This window comes from Streptomyces sp. 8N114 (genome assembly GCF_052245835.1).
In the GTDB taxonomy this organism is placed as follows: Bacteria; Actinomycetota; Actinomycetes; order Streptomycetales; family Streptomycetaceae; genus Streptomyces.
The window spans coordinates 35,612-54,607 of record NZ_JBQQBT010000008.1; the positions used below are offsets into that span (position 1 = coordinate 35,612).

Here is an 18,996-nt window from a genome sequence, read left to right on the forward strand (position 1 = left end):
GGCACATGGTCGTTGGGTCCTCGGCGTCCTTGCCCGGCTCGCTGTGCCCGGCCATGCGCCGGTCCGGGGGCTTGCTCGACGTGTTACGCGCACTGTCGAGCAATGCTCAACCCAGAACTCGGACGTAAGGTTCAGGGCCGTCAGCAGGCACCACACCAGCGATCTGGCGGTGGCCTCGTGACGGTGGCGCCCGCGGGACCGACCCATCCCGGGTCGTCATGCCGCCTCGTCGGACTCCGCCGCCCTCTAGGGATACGTCACCCTCACGCCTAAGGCAGCCCCCGTGCGGCAAGATGCGGAAGTCTCCCGATGTGGCGCCCTCACCTTGGAAACGACGCTGAAGTCAGCCAGAGACCAGCTCGTCCAAGGAGAGCGTCATGATGCACCACGAGCTCCAGGCCGCCCGTCAGGCCGACTTCCTCGCCCGCGCAGCGCAGCGCCGCCTGGCCCGCGAGGCCAAGCAGGCCGCGAAGGCGGCCCGTGCCGCCGCCGACAGCCGTGAGCACTACCTCCGCGCGGCGTGACGGCGTGACGGCGTGACGGAGCAAGGACGTCACGGGCCCGGGAACTCGGCTACGGCGGTCACCGCCGCAGCCGAGCCCGCTGTCCCTCACCTCGTACGGCGTGCGATGCTCAGCACCGTGCACAGCAGTCACATAAGCCCCGTCTTCGTAGGTCGCAGTGCCGAACTGGCTGCCCTCGGCGAGGCCCTGTCCCGGGCGAACGCCGGGGGGCCTCGCGCAGTGTTCATGGGCGGCGAGGCCGGAGTCGGCAAGTCCCGGCTGATTCAGGAGTTCCTCGGCCGGGCCGCCGCGGACGGGGCCGTCGTCGCCCTCGGCGGCTGCGTCGAAACCGGCGCCGAAGCGCTGCCGTACCACCCCGTCTCGACCGCCCTGCGCTCCCTGCGCCGCCAGCTCGGCGCAGAGCTTCACACCGCCGTCGAAGGCCAGGAAGGCGAGCTCGCCCGGTTGCTGCCCGAGCTCGGCGAGATGGACCGGGGCCGCCCCGAAACCGACGGTCGTGCCCGGCTCTTCGAGCTCACCGTCCGCCTCCTCGAGCGCCTCGCCGCGAACCGGACCCTCGTCCTGGCCCTGGAGGACCTGCACTGGGCCGACCGCTCCACCCGCGAGCTGCTCAGCTATCTGCTGCGCGCCCTCACCCACGGCCGCCTGCTCATCGTCGCCACCTACCGCGCCGACGACCTGCACCGCCGCCACCCCCTTCGCCCCGCCCTCGCCGAGTACGAGCGGCTGCGCACCGTCACCCGCCTCGAACTGCCCCGCTTCGACCGCGCCGAGGTTCGCCGCCAGCTCGCCGCCATCCGCGGCGAGGACCCGCCTGAGCAGGTGCTGGACCGGGTCTTCGAACACTCCGAGGGCAACGCGTTCTTCGTCGAGGAGCTGGCATGCAGCATCCGCGAAGGCTCCCCGGGCGGCATCAGCGACTCCCTGCGCAACCTCTTGCTGGTCCGGGTCGAGGCACTGCCGGACGAGGTGCAGCGCATGGTGCGGATCGCCGCCGGGGGTGGCTCGGAGGTGGAGTTCCGGCTGCTGGCCACCGTCACCGGCCTCGCCGAGGACGAGCTGATCGAGACCCTGCGTACCGCTGTCGGCGCCGCGGTCCTGCAGCCCTCCGAGGAGGGGGAGTCCTTCCGCTTCCGGCACGCGCTGATGCGCGAGGCCGTGGTCGGCGACCTGCTGCCCGGCGAGCGCTCCCGGCTCAGTCGCCGCTATGCCGAGGCGCTGGAGGCCGACCCCACGCTCGTACGGTCCGAGGAGCGGGCCGGGCGGCTGGCCGGCTACTGGTTCGAAGCGCGCGACCCCGCCAGGGCGCTGCCCGCCGTGATCGCCGCGGCGGGTGCAGCCCGCGGCCGACACGCGTTCGCCGAGCAGTACGTTCTGCTGGAGCGGGCGCTGGAGCTGTGGGACGACACCCCCGAGGAGCTGCGCCACCACACGATGCGGCAAGCCGTCGACGACGGCCTGTGTCCGGCCATCTCCGCGGAGACGCCCGGGGACTTCGTGGACCTGCTCGCCGCGCTCACCGTCGCCGCGCGCCTCACGGGAGAGCGGGAGCGGGCGCTCGCCCTCTGCAAGCGGGCGCTGCGCCAGTTGGAGGGCGACCCGTCCCCGCGTTCCGACGGGGGAGACCGCCTGAGAGCGGCCTGGTTCTGGACCGAGCGTTACCAGCTGATGCGGGACCTGTCCCGCTCCGACGGCTGGGACGAGATCGCCCACGCCCAGCAGCTGCTGGAGGGCCTGCCGCCGTCCGTCGTACACGCCGATGTGCTGACGCATGCGGCGCACTGGTACCTCGTGCACCGGCCGGGGCCGACGGCGATCGAGACTGCGAAAAGGGCGGTGGAGCTCTGCCGGATGACGGGCGCCGAGATCACCGGCCTTACCGCGCAGCACACGCTGGCCTGGCTCACGATCGACTCGGGCGACGTCGAGGGCGGGCTCGAGCAGGCCCGCGAGGTGTGCGCCCGGGACCTGGAACCGGGCAACGCCAACGTCCTGCTGCGTGGCTACGGCAACCTCTCCACGGCGCTGCACGGCATCGGCCGCTACGCCGAGGCCGTCGAGACCGCCGAGAAGGGCAGCGGGCTGGCCGAGCGGCACGGGCTGCCGGACACCGCCTCGTTCATCGACGGCAACCTCGCCGAGTCCCTCATCCAGCTCGGTCGCTGGGCCGACGCCCACCAAGTGCTCGAGCGGGCCGACGCCCGTCGCGGGGTGAGCGTCCGCATCCGGGGGCAGATCGCCGAGCAGAGGGCCGAACTGGCTCTGGCCCGGGGCGCGTATGACGAAGCCCGGCGATGGCTGGAGGAGTCCGGCAGCTCCACCACCGGCCCCTACCCGGAGCCGCAGCACACCTTGACCGGGGCTCGGCTCGCCATCGCGCTGGCGGCTGCCGACAGCCGGATCCTCGACGTCCGCTCCCTGTTGGATACGGCGGTCGGCGAGGCCATCGCCCCCGGCCACCAGCGCTACGGCTGGCCGCTGCTGTACGAGGCCGCGGCGGCGGAGGCGCGGGCCCGCAGGCTCGCAGTGGCCGAGCCGGGCCGCGAGGCGGCGGTGGAACGGATCCGTAAGGCGATGAAGGGCCTGCCCGAGTTCGTACCTCTGTGGGCCGCGCACGCCCTGATGACCGAGGCCGAACTGCTCACCGCCGAGGGCCGGGACGCCACAGCGCTCTGGACGGAGGCCGTCGCCGCCACCGAGCAGCTGGAGGCCCCGGCGCCACTTGCCGTTGCCCGGTTGCGGTTCGCGGAGACCTTGATCACCCAGGGCGGCACAGAGTCCCGCGGAGCGGCCGGTGAGCTGCTGCGGCAGGCCGAGGCGGTGGCGCGCGAGCTGGGCGCGACGCCGCTCGAAACGGAGATCACCACGCTGGCCGGCCGCGCTCGGATCCCGCTGCAGCAGGCCGACGCGGAGGCGGCCCCGCCCCCGGCACCGGCGGCGGCGCTGGGGCTGACCGCCCGGGAGCGGGACGTGCTGCGCCTGGTCGCCGCCGGGCGGAGCAACCGGCAGATCGCGGAGGAGCTGTTCATCTCGCCGAAGACGGCCAGCGTGCATGTCTCCAACATCCTGGCCAAGCTGGGAGCTTCAGGCCGAGGGGAGGCGGCGGCCATCGCGCATCGGCTGGGGGCGTTCGACGAGTGACGCTCCGCTGAGGTCCACAGCTTGATGGGGACCGGGAGTTTGTCCCCTGTCCCTGTCCATCCGCTCATCCACGACAGCCCAAAAAAATTCGGACGGCGATGTCGAGAACCCGCGTCCGGCTCCGTCCCCGGGGTGAACGCGACCACAATGGGTCGCACGCGAGCACCGAGGAGAACCACGATGGCCAAGTACCTGCTGCTGAAGCACTACCGCGGCGCCCCGGCTCCGGTCAACGACGTGCCGATGGACCAGTGGAGCCCGGAGGAGATCTCGGCGCATGTGCAGTACATGAACGACTTCGCGGCCCGGCTGGAGAAGACCGGCGAGTTCGTCGACGGTCAGGCGCTCGCCCCCGAGGGGACGTGGGTCCGCTACGACGGTGAGGGGCGCCCGCCGGTCACCGACGGCCCGTTCGCCGAGACCAAGGACCTCATCGCCGGCTGGATGGTGATCGACGTCGACAGCTACGAGCGCGCCGTCGAGCTGGCCGGGGAACTGTCGGCCGCCCCCGGGGCGGGCGGGAAGCCGATCCACGAGTGGCTCGAGCTGCGCCCGTTCTACGGCGAGCCGCCCACCATCACGGAGTGACGTCACCGATGGACGAGGTCCTGCTCAGGAGCCTCACCCCGAGCGTGCTCACCGTCCTCGTCCGCCGCGGAGCCGACTTCGCGGCGGCCGAGGACGCCGTGCAGGACGCGCTGGTCGAGGCGCTCCGGGTCTGGGCGGCCGACATGCCGCGGGATCCGAAAGGCTGGCTGGTCACCGTGGCCTGGCGCAAGTTCCTCGACCAGGCCCGGTCGGACGCCGCCCGCCGCCGACGGGAGGACCGCCTCGACGAGGAACCGGCACCCGGGCCCGCGCCGGCCGTGGACGACACGCTCCAGCTCTACTTCCTGTGCGCCCACCCGTCGCTGACCCCGGCATCGGCGGTCGCGCTCACGCTGCGCGCCGTCGGCGGGCTGACCACTCACCAGATCGCCCAGGCCTACCTGGTGCCCGAGGCGACGATGGCGCAACGCATCAGCCGGGCCAAGCGCACTGTCTCCGGCGTACGGTTCGAAAAGCCCGGCGACGTCGCCACCGTGCTGCGCGTCCTCTACCTGGTCTTCAACGAGGGCTACTCCGGCGATGTCGACCTCGCTGCCGAGGCCATCCGGCTCACCCGGCAGCTCGCGGCTCGCATCGACCACCCCGAGGTGGCCGGGCTCCTCGCCCTCATGCTGCTCCATCACGCCCGGCGCGCCGCCCGGACGGCGCCCGACGGCAGCCTGGTGCCGCTCGCCGAGCAGGACCGCGGCCGGTGGGACACTGCGCTGATCGCCGAGGGCGTCGGGATCCTCCAGTCGGCCCTCGCCCGCGACCGGCTGGGCGAGTTCCAGGCCCAGGCCGCCATCGCCGCACTCCACGCTGACGCGCCCACCGCCGAGGAGACCGACTGGGTGCAGATCGTCGAGTGGTACGACGAGCTGGTGCGCCTGACCGACAGCCCGGTCGTCCGGCTCAACCGGGCGGTCGCCGTCGGGGAGGCCGACGGACCGCGCGCCGGCCTGGCGGCGCTCGCCGAACTGGACGCCGCTTCCCCAAGCTCTCGGCTCCGCTCGAGCAGGGGATACCCCATTCCCCGCCACGCCGCGGTGGCGGCGTACCTCCACGAGCGCGACGGCGACCTGGCGACGGCGGCACGGCTGTACGCCGAGGCGGCCCACAAGGCACCCAACCTCGCCGAGCGCGACCACCTGACGCGCCAAGCCGCCCGGCTCAACGCCCGCCGAGGTCGCTGACGGGCCGCGCTCGGATTTTCCCGCCGCACTGGAAGCGCGGCCGGGTCGGCGGACGCCCCACCGTCGCCACTGAGGAAGTCATCCGTGCCGCTCGCGAACTGCTGCCCGACCCCGGCCGCTCGATCGCCTCGATCGCCAAGCTGCTGGGCGTCCCCCCGGGCGCGCTCTACAACCACGAAGTGGGCCGCGCGCCTCGTCCCGCGCCGTGATGATCTTTGGTGAAGGCGAGGGGACCTACGAAAACCGGCGCTGAGCCTCCCGCGCGCCGCGTACGCGGCCTTTGACGGGGCGCCGTCCCTACATGGTTCGGTATGCCCGGAGAAAGGTCCGCACTCCCTCGACGACGAGTGGCCGGACGCGGGTGTCCTCCGCGGCATTCGCGGAACCGAGCCTGTCCAGCGCGACGCCGAAGGTCAGCGCGATGAACTGGTCGGCGGCGAGTCGGGGGTCGGGGACGTCGAGCAGCCCGGCCGCGGCGAAGGCGGCGAACCGCTCGGCAATTGCCTCGTCAGGGGTGTCGGCCATGGAGTTGTAGCCCCGGTGCGGCAGGTGGCCGGATTCCGCCCGGACCAGTCGTTGCAGCGTTGCGTACTCCGCCGAGCCGAGCATGTCGGTCGCGATGCGCATCGAGAACGTGACCAGGGCGTCCTCGAGGTCGGCCGCCTCGGTGTGGTCGGTGAGGGCGTCGTCGAGGGTGCGCCGGATCGTGGTGATCAGTGACTGGCCGATGGCGTCGACGACTGCTTGCAGCAGCGTCTGCTTGTCGCCGAAGTAGTCGTAGACCGTCCGCTTGGACACCTCGGCCCGGGCGGCGATCGCGTCGACGCTGGACCGGTCGAAGCCGTCGGCGAGGAACAGTTCCCGGGCTGCCGAGAGGATGGCGGCCCTTTTCCGCGCGGACCCCTCGCGCAGTGTCTTCGTGGTCGGCATGGGCACATCTTAGCCGTTCTACACTGCACGGTGTAGTGTAGTATCGCTCTCGGCGCGGGCCGCACTCGTACACCGGCTCCGCCCGGCGGAGCTGTGCATGCGCCACCTCGGGTGCCGCTTCGCCGGGTTCACCCCGACGGACGATCTCGGACGTGTCCACAAAGCACCATGCGCACCGCGCCTCGCGGGAAATGGCCGCCGTGTCCGCGCATGGCCCGGCAAGGCGGCAGCGCTATGCGTACGGCCGTACCTCTCACTCGCCCGGCACGATGGAAAGGACGTCCATGACCACAACCCTGGCTCCCCCCGTCCGCATGGGGAAAGCCGCTGTGTGGGCTCTCGGCTTACTGGCAATCTCCACCGGCGCCCTGGAATCGGTGGTGGCGCCGACGCTCCCGCTCCTGCAACGCGAGCTGGATATCAGTCCATCCACAGGGGCGCTGCTCAACATCGTGCTCGCGATCACCGGTGCGCTCGTCACTCCGCTCGCAGGCAAGCTCGGCGACCGCTACGGCGGAAAACGAGTCCTGATCAGGCTGATGGCGGTGGTCTCGGTCGGCGGCCTGGTGTCCGCGGTGGCGCCGAACCTTCCCGTGCTGCTGCTCGGCCAAGTACTGCAGGGGGCGATGATCGGCGCGCTGCCGCTGTCGTTCATCGTGGTGCGCAAGCACCTCCCCACGGGAGAGTCGAAGGTGGCCATCGGACTGGTCAGCGGGATGTTCGTGGGGGGCTCGATGGTGGGCCTGCTGGCGGCCGGGCCCGTGGCGGAAACGCTCTCCCGTCACTGGATGTTCGCGGTGCCGACGTTCGCGGTCATCGGGTTCACCCTGCTGGTGAACAGGTTGATGCCGGCTGATCTGCCGGGCCGGTCGGACGATGCCGGGATCGACTGGCCGGGCATGCTTCTCTTGAGCGGGATACTGGTCACGCTCATGCTCTCGCTCGCGGTGGCGCCCGACGCCGGCTCGCAGCCTCTGGTGCTCGTCGGCCTCCTCATGCTTCTGGCCGCCTTCGTGGTCGGATGGATAGCCGTTGAACGTCGTGCGGCCGCGCCGATGATCGATCTGCGCATGCTGGCACGGCCGGTGATCTGGAAGTCGTGTGTGCTGACGTTCGTGATATGCCTCGGCACCGCGATGGGGGTCTTTCTCGTTCCGCAGCTGCTCGACGTTTCCGGCGACGGGTACGGTTTCGGGGCCGGCGCCACCGAGATCGGCTTCATCCTCCTGCCCGGCGCCGTGGTCGCGACGCTGGCCGGGCCGGCCGGTGGGTTCGGCGAGCAGCGTTTCGGCTCGCGTGCCGTGGTCGCTGCCGCGGTCGTCATCATGGCCACCGCTCTGCTCGCCCTGTCAGCCGCACACACCGAGATCTGGCACATCGTCGTCGGCAAGGCGCTGATCGCGCTTGCCAACGGCCTGTGCGTTACGGCCATGGTGACCAGCATCGCGTCTTCCGTCGATGAAAGTGACACCGGAATCGCCACCAGCCTGATCCTGGTGACTCGCGTGTTGGGCTCCGCCGTGGGCGGGATGCTCGGTGGCCTGCTCCTCACCTCGGGGACCCCTTCTGGGTCGGATGTCCCGGCCGAATCGGCCTTCGTCACGGGCTTCCTCATCGCCGGCATCGTCGCGGTGCTGGCCCTGCCTGTCGTCCGGACCATGAGCAAAGGAGTCAAGGGATGACCCTCACGGATCAGTTGACGGATATCCGTAGCACGCCGAGGCGCAAGGTCCTGATATCCGGGGCCAGCGTTGCCGGGCCCGCCCTCGCGTTCTGGCTGAACCGCTACGGATTCGCGGTCACGGTGGTCGAGAAGGCGAGCACACTTCGTTCCGGTGGCTACCCCATCGACGTACGCGGCACCGCACTGGAGGTCGTCCGGAGGATGGGAATTCTGCCGCGACTGCAGGACGCGCACATCAACTCGCATCGGATCACCTTCCTCGACGGGGACGGTGGCAAGGTGGCCTCGGTCAACCCGCACTCCGTCGTCGGCAGTACTGCGGGGCGGGACCTGGAGGTGCGGCGCGGGGATCTGACCGACGCTCTCTACGCGGCGGTCCGTGACGACGTGGAGTTCTTGTTCAACGACTCCATCGACACCCTCGACCAGTCCGGCCACGGGGTCGACGTCACCTTCCGCGGGGGCAGCAGGCGTACGTTCGACATGGTGATCGGTGCGGACGGCATGCACTCACGCACCCGGGAGTTGCTGTTCGGCCCCGAAGAGCAGTTCCACCGATACCTCGGGTACTGCTTCGCCGTGTTCACCATGCCCAACACCTTCGGCCTCTCCCACGAGATCATGATGTGGAACACCCCGGGCAGAGCCGCGGCTCTCTACGCCGTAGGGGACGACGACGAAGTGCACGCCTTCCTGAACTTCGCCCACCCGGAACCGCCGTTCGACGCGTTCCGGAATCCGGAAGCCCAACGGGACCTGGTCGCCGCGGTCTTCGCCGAAGCGGGATGGGAGGTCCCGGGCATGCTTGCCGCCATGCGCGACGCGGATGACCTGTTCTTCGACGGGGTCAGCCAGATCCGCATGCCCCGCTGGTCCAGCGGCAGGGTCGCGCTGGTGGGCGACGCCGCGTACGCGCCCTCGTTCCTTACCGGACAGGGCTCCAGCCTCGCGCTCGTCGGCGCGTACATGCTCGCCGGTTCCCTGGCCGACCGGGACCACGCCGCGGGCTTCGCCGCCTACGAACACAACACCCGTGAGTTTGTGACCGTGAACCAGGAACAGGTTGGCGAGGGCGACGCCACACTCTTCCCCACCACCGCCCGAGCCCTGGAGCAGCGCAACGACATGCTGCGCAATCTCAGCACCATGCCCCGCTCCGCGGAGGGACGACCGGCCCACTCGGCCCTCACCCTGCCCGAATTCATGCCCACGACGTAACTCCAGGCACGCGCACCGATGACGGGCGCCACCCCCGCCCTCCGGCCGGCCCGGCGGTTCGAGGACTACGTCGCCGAGACCGCCGCCGCGGGTCACTGGAACTGACCCAGCCAGCCCGAGGCCGAAAACCGATCTCACCGGCGAGCGAGTGCCTGGGTGCGCAGAGCGGTCCGCCTTGGCGATTCCGTGTGCTTCAAAGCCGTCTCCATCGCGTCTGCGAGGATCGGGCTGCGGGCGGCCGCGCGTGCGATGGCGCGGTGGACGGGGAGATCGACGACAGCCTCACGCAGGGCGATTGCCGTTGGTGCACGTCCGGCCGGTGCAGCGCCGGGTGGCGGCCGAACTGGCCCAGGGGCTTTCGATTTCCACAGGGAAGGCCGTCATGCCGCCGGGCAGATAGTCACCCCCAGCCAGCTGGTCGCGCACGGTGTCGGCATTGTGGTGGGCCGCGAGGGCATCGCCTTCGAGTTGCAGTTGACCGTACGCGCGGGCCCTGATGCCGGCCGGGCGGATATGCGCCGTCCTGCTCTGCCGGGAAGTCATCACCCGCCTCAGCCAGACGCACAGCGTCGTGAGGGCGACCATCCCAGTAGGCGATAAGGCGAGTTATTGAGAATCGAGACAGGAGAATGACCATTCGGTTGGTGAAGTCAGCTGCGGCTGGAGGCAGTTCAGGAGTGCGCTGCGGCAGTCCTGGACCGGCTCGCAGAGGCGCGTAGGGTGTCCCGATGCCGTTGCTGAACCTGCGTCACTCGGTCCGTGCGATCGTTCTGGATGAGGAGGACCGCATCCTGCTGTGCAGGCTGGCCCTTCCGGAGAGGGTTGTCTGGGCCGCTCCGGGAGGAGGCATCGAGGCCGGTGAGACACCTCACGCGGCACTGCGCCGCGAGCTGCATGAGGAGATCGGGCTCGTGATCGACGGGACGCCGCCGCACGTGTGGCATCGGAAGGTCGTCGCTCCCGGCTTTGTGCGCGGGTATGACGGCGCGATCCAGGACTACTTCCTCGTCCGCATCGCGGCCTTCCAGCCGAACGGTGCACTGTCGAGTGACGAGTTGGCCGCCGAGAACATCACGGGGTTTCGGTGGTGGCGGCTGGCGGAGATCACCGACTACCAAGGGCCGGATGTCTTTGGTCCGCGTGATCTCGCCGGTCCACTGACGAGGTTGATCAAGGATGGAGTCCCCGACGAGCCACTGGTGCTTGGTCGGTGAGTCTGGTGGCCCGTTGGTGAGACCTACGCCTCGACCTTGCTGGAAGCCGGCGGAGTCCGTGGTGACGCTCGCGCGCAGGCTGGGACACTCGTCGCCGACCATTGGTGGGCAGCGCGGGATGGACGTCACCAATCGAAACTCCCCAGATTCTCCCAGCTGTGATCACATGGGCCGCTGGGTCGGACGAGCCCGGTGGTCCGCCGTGAATCCCAAGGACAGACGGGCTGTATAACCTGGGAAAATGCTCCCCGAAGTCACAGCCACGCGCTACGTCACACCACTGCGCGAGGGCGGTTCGCTCCCCGGTCTGGTCGAGGCCGACGACCTGGGGACCTATGTCATGAAGTTCACCGGCGCCGGGCAGGGCCGCAAGACGCTGGTGGCCGAGGTACTGTGCGGCGGGCTCGCCCGGCGGCTCGGCCTGCGGGTGCCCGAGCTGGCGCGGACCTGGCTCGATCCGGTGATCGGCCTCTCCGAGCCGGACGAGGAGGTTCAGGGACTGCTGAAGGCGAGCGGTGGGCTCAACCTCGGCATGGATTTCCTGCCCGGCTCGCTCGGCTTCGATCCGCTCGCCTACCAGGTGGGCCCTGAGGAGGCCGGCCGGGTGGTGTGGTTCGACGCGCTCGTGAACAACGTCGACCGCTCCTGGCGCAACCCCAACATGCTGGTGTGGCACGGCGATCTCTGGCTGATTGACCACGGTGCGACGCTGATCTTCCACCACAACTGGCCCACCGCGCAGGCCGCAGCGGAGCGCCCCTACGACGCTTCCGACCACGCACTGGCGCCCTTCGCGCCGCTGACCGAGGAAGCCGCGGCCGAGTTGGCGCCGCGGGTCTCCGAGGAACTGCTGTCCGAGTGCGCCGCCGAGATCCCCGACGAATGGCTCGTGGACGAACCGGGCTTCGGGAACCCGGACGAGGTACGCGCCGCGTACACCAAGGTCCTGGCGTCCCGCGCCCGTACGATCCATGAGCGGATCACGCTCGGCGAGCCGAGCAAGGACGGGCCCTCGCAAGCGCCGGGGTGGCTCACCGGGAAGGGCGGCGATGCCAAGTGACGCGGATTCGTACGGCGGCAGGTGCGCGCAGCGATCTCGACGTGTTCGAGTACGCGCTGTTGCGTGTTGTTCCCCACATCGAGCGCGGCGAGCTGATCAACGCGGGCGTTCTCGTCTACTGCCGGGCGCGCTCCTTCCTCGGCGCCCGCACCCATCTCGACGAGGACCGGCTGTTCGCCCTCGACCCGTGCGCCGACGTCCAGGGCGTACGGGCCGCGCTGCACGCCGTGGAGGGCGTCTGCAGCGGGGGCGCGCAGGCAGGGCAGGCGGCCGGGGAGGACGTGGGCCGCCGCTTCCGGTGGCTCGTGGCGCCGCGCAGCACGGTCGTCCAGCCCGGCCCGGTGCACACAGGACTGACCGCCGATCCGGAGGCCGAGAGCGAGCGCCTGCTGGATCTGCTGGTGCGGTAAGGCGCCTGCGGGCGGGAAGGGGCTGCCCCGGGGGGGGCGGGCGTTGACACCGCATCGCCCGCCCCATAGCGTCACGACTGCCAAAGGTACTAAGCGGTTGCTCACCCATCTCAGGCCGAGGAGATACCAGCATGTCCAGCACCGAGCAGCGAGTCGCGATCGTGACGGGCGCCGCCCGAGGGATCGGCGCGGCCACGGCCGTCCGCCTGGCGGCCGAGGGCTGTGCCGTCGCCGTCCTCGACCTCGACGAGGCCGCCTGCGCGCAGACCGTCGAGCAGATCACCGAGCAGGGCGGCAAGGCGATCGCCGTAGGCTGCGACGTCTCCGACTCCGCGCAGGTGGAGACCGCTGTCAGCCGCGTGGCCGAGGAGCTCGGGGCGCCCGTGGTGCTGGTGAACAACGCCGGTGTGCTGCGCGACAACCTGCTGTTCAAGATGAGCGACAGCGACTGGGACACGGTCATGAACGTGCACCTGCGTGGTGCTTTCCTGATGTCCCGCGCCTGCCAGAAGTTCATGGTCGACGCCGGCTTCGGGCGCATCGTCAACCTCTCCTCGTCCTCGGCGCTCGGCAACCGCGGCCAGGTCAACTACGCGGCGGCCAAGGCCGGAATGCAGGGCTTCACCAAGACCCTCGCGAAGGAACTGGGCAAGTTCGGCATCACGGCCAACGCGGTAGCGCCCGGCTTCATCGCCACCGACATGACCGCAGCCACCGCCGAGCGCGTGGGCATGAAGTTCGACGACTTCAAGGTCGCGGCGGCCGGCCAGATCCCCGTCCAGCGCGTGGGTGAGCCCGCCGACATCGCCAACGCGGTCGCGTTCTTCGCCGACGAGAAGGCCGGCTTCGTCTCCGGCCAGGTGCTGTACGTCGCGGGCGGACCCCTCAACTGACGGCCGGCGAGGAGCGGAACGGATGACAGAGCAGACAGCGGACGGCACCAGGCCCGACACCGGGAAGGTCGCCCTCGTCACGGGCGCCAGCCGCGGTATCGGCTACGGCATCGCCGAGGCGCTCGTGGCGCGCGGCGACCGGGTGTGCATCACCGGGCGGAACGAGGACGCGCTCAAGGAGGCGGTCGAACGGCTCGGCTCCGAGCGGGCGATGGCCGTCGCGGGCAAGGCGCACGACCTCGATCACCAGGCGGCCGTCGTCGAGCGGGTGATGGAGGCGTACGGGCGCATCGACCATCTGGTCAACAACGCGGGCACCAACCCGGTGTTCGGGCCGATGGCAGAGCTGGACCTGGGCGTCGCACGCAAGGTGTTCGAGACAAACGTGATCTCGGCACTCGGTTTCGCGCAGCGCACCTGGGCCGCCTGGCAGCAGGAACACGGCGGCACGATCGTCAACGTCGCCTCCATCGCGGGCATCTCGGCCTCACCGTTCATCGGCGCGTACGGCATGAGCAAGGCGGCGATGGTCAATCTGACCCAACAGCTCGCGCACGAGTTCGCGCCGAAGGTGCGGGTCAACGCGGTGGCCCCGGCCGTGGTCAAGACGAAGTTCGCCGCAGCGCTCTACGAGGGACGCGAGGAGGAGGCCGCCGCCCGCTATCCGATGGGCAGGCTCGGCGCGCCTGAGGACGTGGCGGGCGCCGCCAAGTTCCTCACCTCCGACGAGGCGGGCTGGATCACCGGCCAGACGCTGACCGTGGACGGCGGTCTCTTCCTCAACGCGGGCGTCGAGTAGCCGGGACGGGCGCCCGGGCGGCGGTCGCACACCCGGTGCGACCGCCGCGCAGCCGACGTCCTTCCGGGCGCTGAACGGCCGACTCGGCTCCCTCGCGGCCCTCGGCCGAAGCGAGCGTGCACAGTTCGCGGTGCCATGCGGCGCCTTGTCGTGCCACGGGGTGTATGCCCGTCAATGCCTGCTGTGTCGTACTACGGGCGCGGTGTGCCCCGCGCGGGTCATGCGGTGTCGTGCGCAGGGGTGCGTTGCTCCCCTTCGTACTTCCCTTCGTGCTCCTCGACGGCGGCGCGGAGCTGGGAGAGGAACTGCTCGGCGGCTCGGAGCTCCGGGCCGTCCAACTGCACGGCGTCGAGCGTGGCCGTATAGCGGATCAGCGCATCGCGTGGGTTGTCACGTGCCGCTTTGTCGGCGGAGACGCCGCCCTCGACCATGGTGCGCACGCGCTGCTGCCGCTGCTCGCGCAGGAGGCCGTAGACGCGCGACGGGGTGAGGCCGATCGCGGCGGCGATCCGGTCGGGCTTCATGCCGCGGATCGCGGCGTCCTCGACGACTCGGGGCGTCACGGCCTGGGCGACCTCCCCGGCGATGCGCAGCGCGCGCACGTCGTCGAGGTCGAGCTCGTGGGCGAAGCCGTCGAGAAAGGCGGCCGTCTCTTTGCAGTCGTCGCGGCGCTGGTCGTATCGGTCGGCTATCCATCGGACATATCCGAGTGGGTCGGGGCCGTTCTCGGAGTCTCCTCCGGCGGCGATGAGCTCGGCACGGCGCGCTCGGTCGAACTCCTCAACGGCTTTCATCATTTGCGCTCGGAACCGCTCGACGCTGCTCACGATGGCCGCGGCCTCCCCGCCGGGCGAGGTCGGCGACTTGGAAACGTCGGCGCCCCCGTTGTGCATGGCTGCCGGCTCGCCGTCGGCGCCGGTCGGCCGGTCGTTGCTGCTCATACCTTGCTGCTCCTGTCGATGGCCGGGGCCCGCCTCGGTGCGGGACAGGCCGCTTACTGTAGCGATTTGTGAAATTGCTACACAAGCGGGTTCATGTTGAGGCCGGGGTCGGACTCGGCATGGCAACGCACCTTCGGCGAGCGGGAGTTGCCGGAAGCCTCACGCCCAATGCGATTCGACCGAAGGCCTGCTCGCCGAACGGGAAACCCCGGGAACCGAGAGAAGAACGAACTCTTGCGGAAGCTGATCCGCCCTGTCGTGTGCAAGCGCATCCGCACCGGTGATCGCACCGAACGCATGGTCAAGCCCCTGGGCGAGCCGGATCCTGGGGGGACGAGTACGGCATCGTACGGCCGCTCTTCGCATGCCCAAACGCGTCTGTTCACCTGGACCGGCCCAGCTCCTTGCAGTCGGACGTCTTGTTCCGCTCCGTAGTTGGCAGTGGCTGGGGTAATGTCCAAGCGATTTCCCGCAGTTGGGTGTTGCCCCCGGACCAAGGGCGCACCCCAAGGGCACCGCACCAGCAGTACAGGCACCGCCGACTGAGGAGCGCGCACGTGTTCGATCGGAACGGGCTGCCGAGAGTCGCAGCGACGATACTCCCCCTCGCACTTGTGGCCGGGTGCAGTTCGCTCTCTCCCGGCGACGGGGGCAAGGCGCACAGGATCGTGGTTGGCACCACAAGCGCTCCCAGCTCCCTCGATCCGGCCGCGGCATGGGACGGTTCCTGGGAGCTGTACCGGAACGTCTTCCAGACCCTGATGACCATCCCGAACTCCGGCACCACCCCTGAGCCGGAGGCCGCCAAGGACTGCGGGTTCACCGACTCGGCCAGCCGGGTCTACCGCTGCGAGCTGCGTGAGGGGCTGAGGTTCTCCAGCGGCCGGCCGCTGGACGCCGAGGCGGTCAAGCACTCCTTCGACCGCATCACCTCGATCGACGCCCCCTCCGGCCCGGCGGCGCTGCTCAACAACCTTGAGCAGATCGACGCCCGGGGCAGCCGCACGGTGGTCTTCCGGCTGAAGAAGTCGGACGCCACCTTCCCGTTCATCCTCTCCACCCCCGCGACCTCTCTCGTCGACCCCATGGACTACCCGAGGGCCACCCAGCACCCGGGCAACACGGTGACCGGCTCGGGGCCGTACACGCTCAAGGACTACACGCCGGGCAAGAAGGCCGAGCTGGTCAAGAACCCCGACTACAAGGGCAGCGCGAAAGTCAGGAACGACGCGGTCACCATCCGCTACTACAAGCACTCCACCAACATGGTCAGCGACCTCAAGGCGGGCCGAATAGACATCACCTACCGCGGGCTGACCCCGGAGCAGATACTGGAGTTCCAGGACGCCGCCACCACGGGTGACACCTCCATCGACCTGAGCGAGATGACCGGCTCCGAGGTGCACTTCCTGGTCTTCAACCGTAAGGACAAGCAGGCCGCCAAGCCCGCCGTACGCCGGGCCGTCGCCCAGCTCGTGGACCGTAAGAAACTGGTGCGGGAGGTCTACGACCGGACGGCCGACCCCCTCTACTCCATGGTCCCGGCGGGCATCACCGGGCACACCAACGCCTACCTCGACCGCTACGGGGACCCCGACCCCAAGAAGGCCCGCAAGACGCTCCGGGACGCGGGCATCTTCGACAAGGTGAACCTCACCCTCTGGTACGCCAAGGACCGTTACGGCGACGCGACGAGCCGGGAGTTCGCCGAAATCAAGCGGCAACTGGAGGACTCCGGCCTCTTCGACATCACCCTCAAGTCGCGTCCATGGAGCACGTTCCAGAAGGGCTACCTCAAGAGGGAGTACCCGGTCTTCGGCCGCGGCTGGTCGGCCGACTTCCCCGACGCGGACAACTACATCACGCCCTTCGTGGGTGAGAAGAACGCGGTGGGCACCCCGTACCCGGATCGGAATCTGACCGAGGAACTGCTGCCGTACTCACGTCGGCAGAGCGACCGCGGAGCGGCCGGGCAGTCGTTCGCGAAGGTCCAGCGGAAGATGGCCGACGACGTACAGCTGCTGCCGCTGTGGCAGGGCAAGGTCTATGTCGCGGCGGAGAAGGACATCGCCGGTGTCGAGTGGGCGGTGGACGCCTCGGTCATTCTGCGTGTGTGGGAGCTGTACAAGAAGTCGAGTTGGTAGCGGCCTGCGGGGCTGTCAGAGCCGGGCGGTACCTTCGGAGCGATCACTGATCACCACTCGGAAGAGCACCACCGCAGCGGAGGTAACAGCGCGTGAAAGAGATGCTGCCCCAGTCCTGGCAGGGCGTCCTCGGGGAGGAGACCGAGAAGCCCTACTTCAAGGAACTGGCGGAGTTCGTCGAGGAGGAGCGGGAGCGCGGCCCCGTCTACCCGCCCCGTGAGGAGGTGTTCGCCGCCCTCGACGCGACCCCGTACGAGCAGGTGAAGGTGCTCATCCTGGGCCAGGACCCGTACCACGGCCCCGGCCAGGGGCACGGGCTGTGCTTCTCCGTCCGCCCGGGCGTCAAGACACCGCCCTCGCTGCGCAACATCTACAAGGAGATGCGTGACGAGCTGGGCCACGCCGTCCCCGACAACGGCTATCTGATGCCCTGGGCCCAGCAGGGCGTGCTGCTGCTGAACGCGGTGCTGACGGTGCGCGAGGGCGAGGCCAACTCGCACAAGGGCAAGGGCTGGGAGAAGTTCACCGACGCCGTCATCCGCGCCGTCGCCGACCGCTCCGACCCGGCGGTGTTCGTGCTGTGGGGCAACTACGCGAAGAAGAAGCTGCCGCTCATCGACACCGAGCGGCATGCAGTGGTGCAGGGCGCCCACCCCTCGCCGCTGTCGGCGAAGCGGTTCTTCGGCTCCCGGCCCTTCACCCAGATCAACGAGGCCGTCGCGGCCCAGGGACACACCCCGATCGACTGGCGCATCCCTGATCTGGGCTGAGCCATCCGGAGGGCGCAGCCACCCGGTCCGGGTCGGGCCACGTGGCCCAGCCCCCGGTCCGGGCCGGTCCCTCCGGTCCGGGGCGAGCCACCCGGTCCGGGCCGAGCCACGCGGAGCTCCTCCCGAGGTGAGCGCCATTGTCAGAGGCGGCCGTTAGCGTCGTAGACCCAGCACACGGCGAACGGGAGGAGCCCCTCGTGGCTGAGCCCCAGCAGGACGCCCCCCAGGGCGAGCAGGACGCGACGATGGTCAGGATCGGCCAGGCGATCATGCTGCACCGCGGTGGTGACCGGGAGGAGGCCCGGAACCGCTTCGCCGCGCTGTGGACGGAGACCGACACGGACGCCGATCTCTTCTACCGCTGCACCATCGCGCACTACATGGCGGACACCCAGGACGACCCGGCCGACGAGCTCGCCTGGGACCTGCGCGCCCTCGCTGCCGCGGACGCCCTGGACCGGGACCGGGTCAGCTGGGGCGAGCACCAGCTGGCGGTCCGCTCGCTCTACCCCTCCCTGTATCTCAACCTCGCCGCCGACCACGTGAAACTCGGCGACGAGGAGGCCGCCCGGTGCGAGCTCGAGCGAGCGCGGGGCAAGCTGGACGCGCTGCCCGCGGACGCGTACGGAGAGGGCATCCGCGCCGCCATCGAGCGCCTGGAGAAGCGGATCGCCGACGGTGCCGCCTCGCCCGGCGGAACTGCGGACGGCTCCAGCGGCGGCACGGATCACCTGCCGTAGACGGAGCGCTGTACCTGGGTGCCGGGCAGCGGAGCGGGACGGGGAGCGGGCTGCTGCCCGGTGCGGGCTGTCGCGTCCGTCGCGGTGCCGCTCTCCAGGGTGCCGACGGTCCCCCCAGGAGTGATCACGGAGCGCTCAGAAGCCCGTTGCCCCGTCGATGCGCTCCCGCAGCAGGTCGGCGTGGCCGTTGTGCCGCGCGTACTCGCTGATCACGCGCAGGTGGATCCAACGCAGGGAGTTGGTCCAGGTGGGCCGCCGAGGGTTGATGCCGGTGTCGTCGAGGGACCGCCGGGCGGCGGACTTGCGGGCCCTGTCGACCTCGCGCTGCCAGACGGCCAGCGTCCCGGCGCCGGTGTCGGCTTCCGTCACCACGAAGTCGTCATCGGGGGCGTCCTCGGTGAAGTAGATCGGGTCGGAGTCCTCCTCGCCGAACACGAACCGGAACCAGTGGCGTCGCCGTCGTGCTGGCCCAACTCGCCGACCCGGCGGGCGAGGTCACCGACGCGCTGGCGCACTACACCCGGCAGCGGCTGCCGCGCACGGCCGAGATCGTACGCCGCTCCGCCCGAGCGAGCCGTACGGCGACCCTGAGCAGCGCCCCGGCCCGTGCGCTGCGCAACGCCGCACTCGCCGCCGTCAGCCGCCTCGCGCCCGCCGCCGCGCTGCGGGCTGTGGCGGGGATCGCCGACTGGTGCCCGCCGGAGCGCACGTATGCTGCGCAGACGCAGTCATCCGTTCGGCAGTGAG

At 70.2% G+C, this 18,996-nt stretch carries 19 protein-coding genes and 1 pseudogene; 15 read left to right on the forward strand and 5 right to left on the reverse strand.

Going from position 1 to position 18,996, the window contains the following annotated elements; all coding sequences use genetic code 11:
- Positions 1–377 precede the first annotated feature (377 nt).
- The 4 genes from ACTWQF_RS18695 (at position 378) to ACTWQF_RS18710 (ending at position 5,446) form a co-directional block, all read left to right on the forward strand.
- Positions 378–524 carry a hypothetical protein gene (locus tag ACTWQF_RS18695; protein ID WP_443280614.1) on the forward strand — a complete coding sequence of 49 codons (147 nt, stop codon included), beginning with the start codon at positions 378–380 and terminating at the stop codon, positions 522–524.
- A 117-nt stretch (positions 525–641) separates the two neighbouring features.
- On the forward strand, positions 642–3,665 hold the full coding sequence (locus ACTWQF_RS18700; RefSeq protein ID WP_443280616.1) for a helix-turn-helix transcriptional regulator: 3,024 nt from the start codon (positions 642–644) through the stop codon (positions 3,663–3,665).
- A 180-nt stretch (positions 3,666–3,845) separates the two neighbouring features.
- Positions 3,846–4,253, forward strand: coding sequence for a YciI family protein (locus ACTWQF_RS18705; RefSeq protein ID WP_443280618.1), 408 nt, complete (start codon positions 3,846–3,848; stop codon positions 4,251–4,253).
- Between the two features lie 8 nt (positions 4,254–4,261).
- Positions 4,262–5,446, forward strand: a complete 1,185-nt coding sequence (locus ACTWQF_RS18710; protein ID WP_443280965.1) for an RNA polymerase sigma factor — start codon at positions 4,262–4,264, stop codon at positions 5,444–5,446.
- Between the two features lie 297 nt (positions 5,447–5,743).
- Here ACTWQF_RS18710 and ACTWQF_RS18715 read toward each other — a convergent pair whose 3' ends face one another.
- Positions 5,744–6,376: a TetR/AcrR family transcriptional regulator gene (locus tag ACTWQF_RS18715; protein WP_443280620.1), complete on the reverse strand. Its 633-nt coding sequence runs from the start codon at positions 6,374–6,376 to the stop codon at positions 5,744–5,746.
- A gap of 284 nt (positions 6,377–6,660) precedes the next feature.
- On the opposite strand from ACTWQF_RS18715, the gene ACTWQF_RS18720 reads away from it, so the two are divergent.
- Both ACTWQF_RS18720 and ACTWQF_RS18725 read left to right on the forward strand, forming a co-directional pair.
- A complete protein-coding gene (locus ACTWQF_RS18720) occupies positions 6,661–8,058 on the forward strand; it encodes an MFS transporter (protein ID WP_443280621.1) in 1,398 nt (465 codons plus the stop codon).
- Positions 8,055–9,278 carry an FAD-dependent monooxygenase gene (locus ACTWQF_RS18725; protein WP_443280623.1) on the forward strand — a complete coding sequence of 408 codons (1,224 nt, stop codon included), beginning with the start codon at positions 8,055–8,057 and terminating at the stop codon, positions 9,276–9,278. The genes ACTWQF_RS18720 and ACTWQF_RS18725 overlap by 4 nt, the downstream gene beginning before the upstream one ends.
- A 282-nt stretch (positions 9,279–9,560) precedes the next feature.
- Here ACTWQF_RS18725 and ACTWQF_RS18730 read toward each other — a convergent pair whose 3' ends face one another.
- Complete coding sequence (locus ACTWQF_RS18730; RefSeq protein ID WP_443280624.1) at positions 9,561–9,863, reverse strand: hypothetical protein; 303 nt, start codon at positions 9,861–9,863, stop codon at positions 9,561–9,563.
- A gap of 143 nt (positions 9,864–10,006) precedes the next feature.
- Between ACTWQF_RS18730 and ACTWQF_RS18735 the strand changes: the two genes are divergently transcribed.
- The 5 genes from ACTWQF_RS18735 (at position 10,007) to ACTWQF_RS18755 (ending at position 13,654) form a co-directional block, all read left to right on the forward strand.
- On the forward strand, positions 10,007–10,492 hold the full coding sequence (locus tag ACTWQF_RS18735; RefSeq protein ID WP_443280626.1) for an NUDIX hydrolase: 486 nt from the start codon (positions 10,007–10,009) through the stop codon (positions 10,490–10,492).
- Positions 10,493–10,733: 241 nt separating this feature from the next.
- Positions 10,734–11,552 (forward strand): HipA family kinase, encoded by an 819-nt coding sequence (locus tag ACTWQF_RS18740; RefSeq protein WP_443280628.1) that lies wholly within the window; start codon positions 10,734–10,736, stop codon positions 11,550–11,552.
- Positions 11,549–11,962 (forward strand): DUF3037 domain-containing protein, encoded by a 414-nt coding sequence (locus ACTWQF_RS18745; RefSeq protein ID WP_433103946.1) that lies wholly within the window; start codon positions 11,549–11,551, stop codon positions 11,960–11,962. The genes ACTWQF_RS18740 and ACTWQF_RS18745 overlap by 4 nt, the downstream gene beginning before the upstream one ends.
- Before the next feature lie 131 nt (positions 11,963–12,093).
- The gene (fabG, locus tag ACTWQF_RS18750; RefSeq protein ID WP_443280630.1) at positions 12,094–12,855 is read left to right on the forward strand and encodes a 3-oxoacyl-ACP reductase FabG; all 762 of its coding nucleotides are present in this window, start codon (positions 12,094–12,096) and stop codon (positions 12,853–12,855) included.
- Positions 12,856–12,877: 22 nt separating this feature from the next.
- Entirely contained in the window at positions 12,878–13,654 is a 777-nt protein-coding gene (locus ACTWQF_RS18755) for an SDR family oxidoreductase (protein ID WP_443280632.1), read from the forward strand.
- Between the two features lie 218 nt (positions 13,655–13,872).
- On the opposite strand, the gene ACTWQF_RS18760 is transcribed toward ACTWQF_RS18755, so the two are convergent.
- On the reverse strand, positions 13,873–14,595 hold the full coding sequence (locus ACTWQF_RS18760) for a hypothetical protein (RefSeq protein WP_443280633.1): 723 nt from the start codon (positions 14,593–14,595) through the stop codon (positions 13,873–13,875).
- A gap of 557 nt (positions 14,596–15,152) precedes the next feature.
- Between ACTWQF_RS18760 and ACTWQF_RS18765 the strand changes: the two genes are divergently transcribed.
- From ACTWQF_RS18765 to ACTWQF_RS18775, 3 genes are all read left to right on the forward strand, one after another.
- Positions 15,153–16,739 carry an ABC transporter substrate-binding protein gene (locus ACTWQF_RS18765; protein WP_443280635.1) on the forward strand — a complete coding sequence of 529 codons (1,587 nt, stop codon included), beginning with the start codon at positions 15,153–15,155 and terminating at the stop codon, positions 16,737–16,739.
- Positions 16,740–16,840: 101 nt separating this feature from the next.
- Positions 16,841–17,509: a uracil-DNA glycosylase gene (locus tag ACTWQF_RS18770; protein ID WP_443280966.1), complete on the forward strand. Its 669-nt coding sequence runs from the start codon at positions 16,841–16,843 to the stop codon at positions 17,507–17,509.
- Between the two features lie 197 nt (positions 17,510–17,706).
- Entirely contained in the window at positions 17,707–18,249 is a 543-nt protein-coding gene (locus ACTWQF_RS18775) for a hypothetical protein (RefSeq protein ID WP_443280636.1), read from the forward strand.
- Here ACTWQF_RS18775 and ACTWQF_RS18780 read toward each other — a convergent pair.
- Together ACTWQF_RS18780 and ACTWQF_RS18785 are read right to left on the reverse strand one after the other, a co-directional pair.
- Positions 18,237–18,377, reverse strand: a complete 141-nt coding sequence (locus ACTWQF_RS18780) for a hypothetical protein (protein WP_443280638.1) — start codon at positions 18,375–18,377, stop codon at positions 18,237–18,239. The genes ACTWQF_RS18775 and ACTWQF_RS18780 overlap by 13 nt on opposite strands.
- 7 nt (positions 18,378–18,384) lie before the next feature.
- A pseudogene (locus ACTWQF_RS18785) lies at positions 18,385–18,690 on the reverse strand (mycothiol transferase); the annotation flags it as partial.
- A 20-nt stretch (positions 18,691–18,710) separates the two neighbouring features.
- Between ACTWQF_RS18785 and ACTWQF_RS18790 the strand changes: the two are divergent.
- Positions 18,711–18,995 (forward strand): hypothetical protein, encoded by a 285-nt coding sequence (locus tag ACTWQF_RS18790; RefSeq protein ID WP_443280639.1) that lies wholly within the window; start codon positions 18,711–18,713, stop codon positions 18,993–18,995.
- Position 18,996 lies beyond the last annotated feature (1 nt).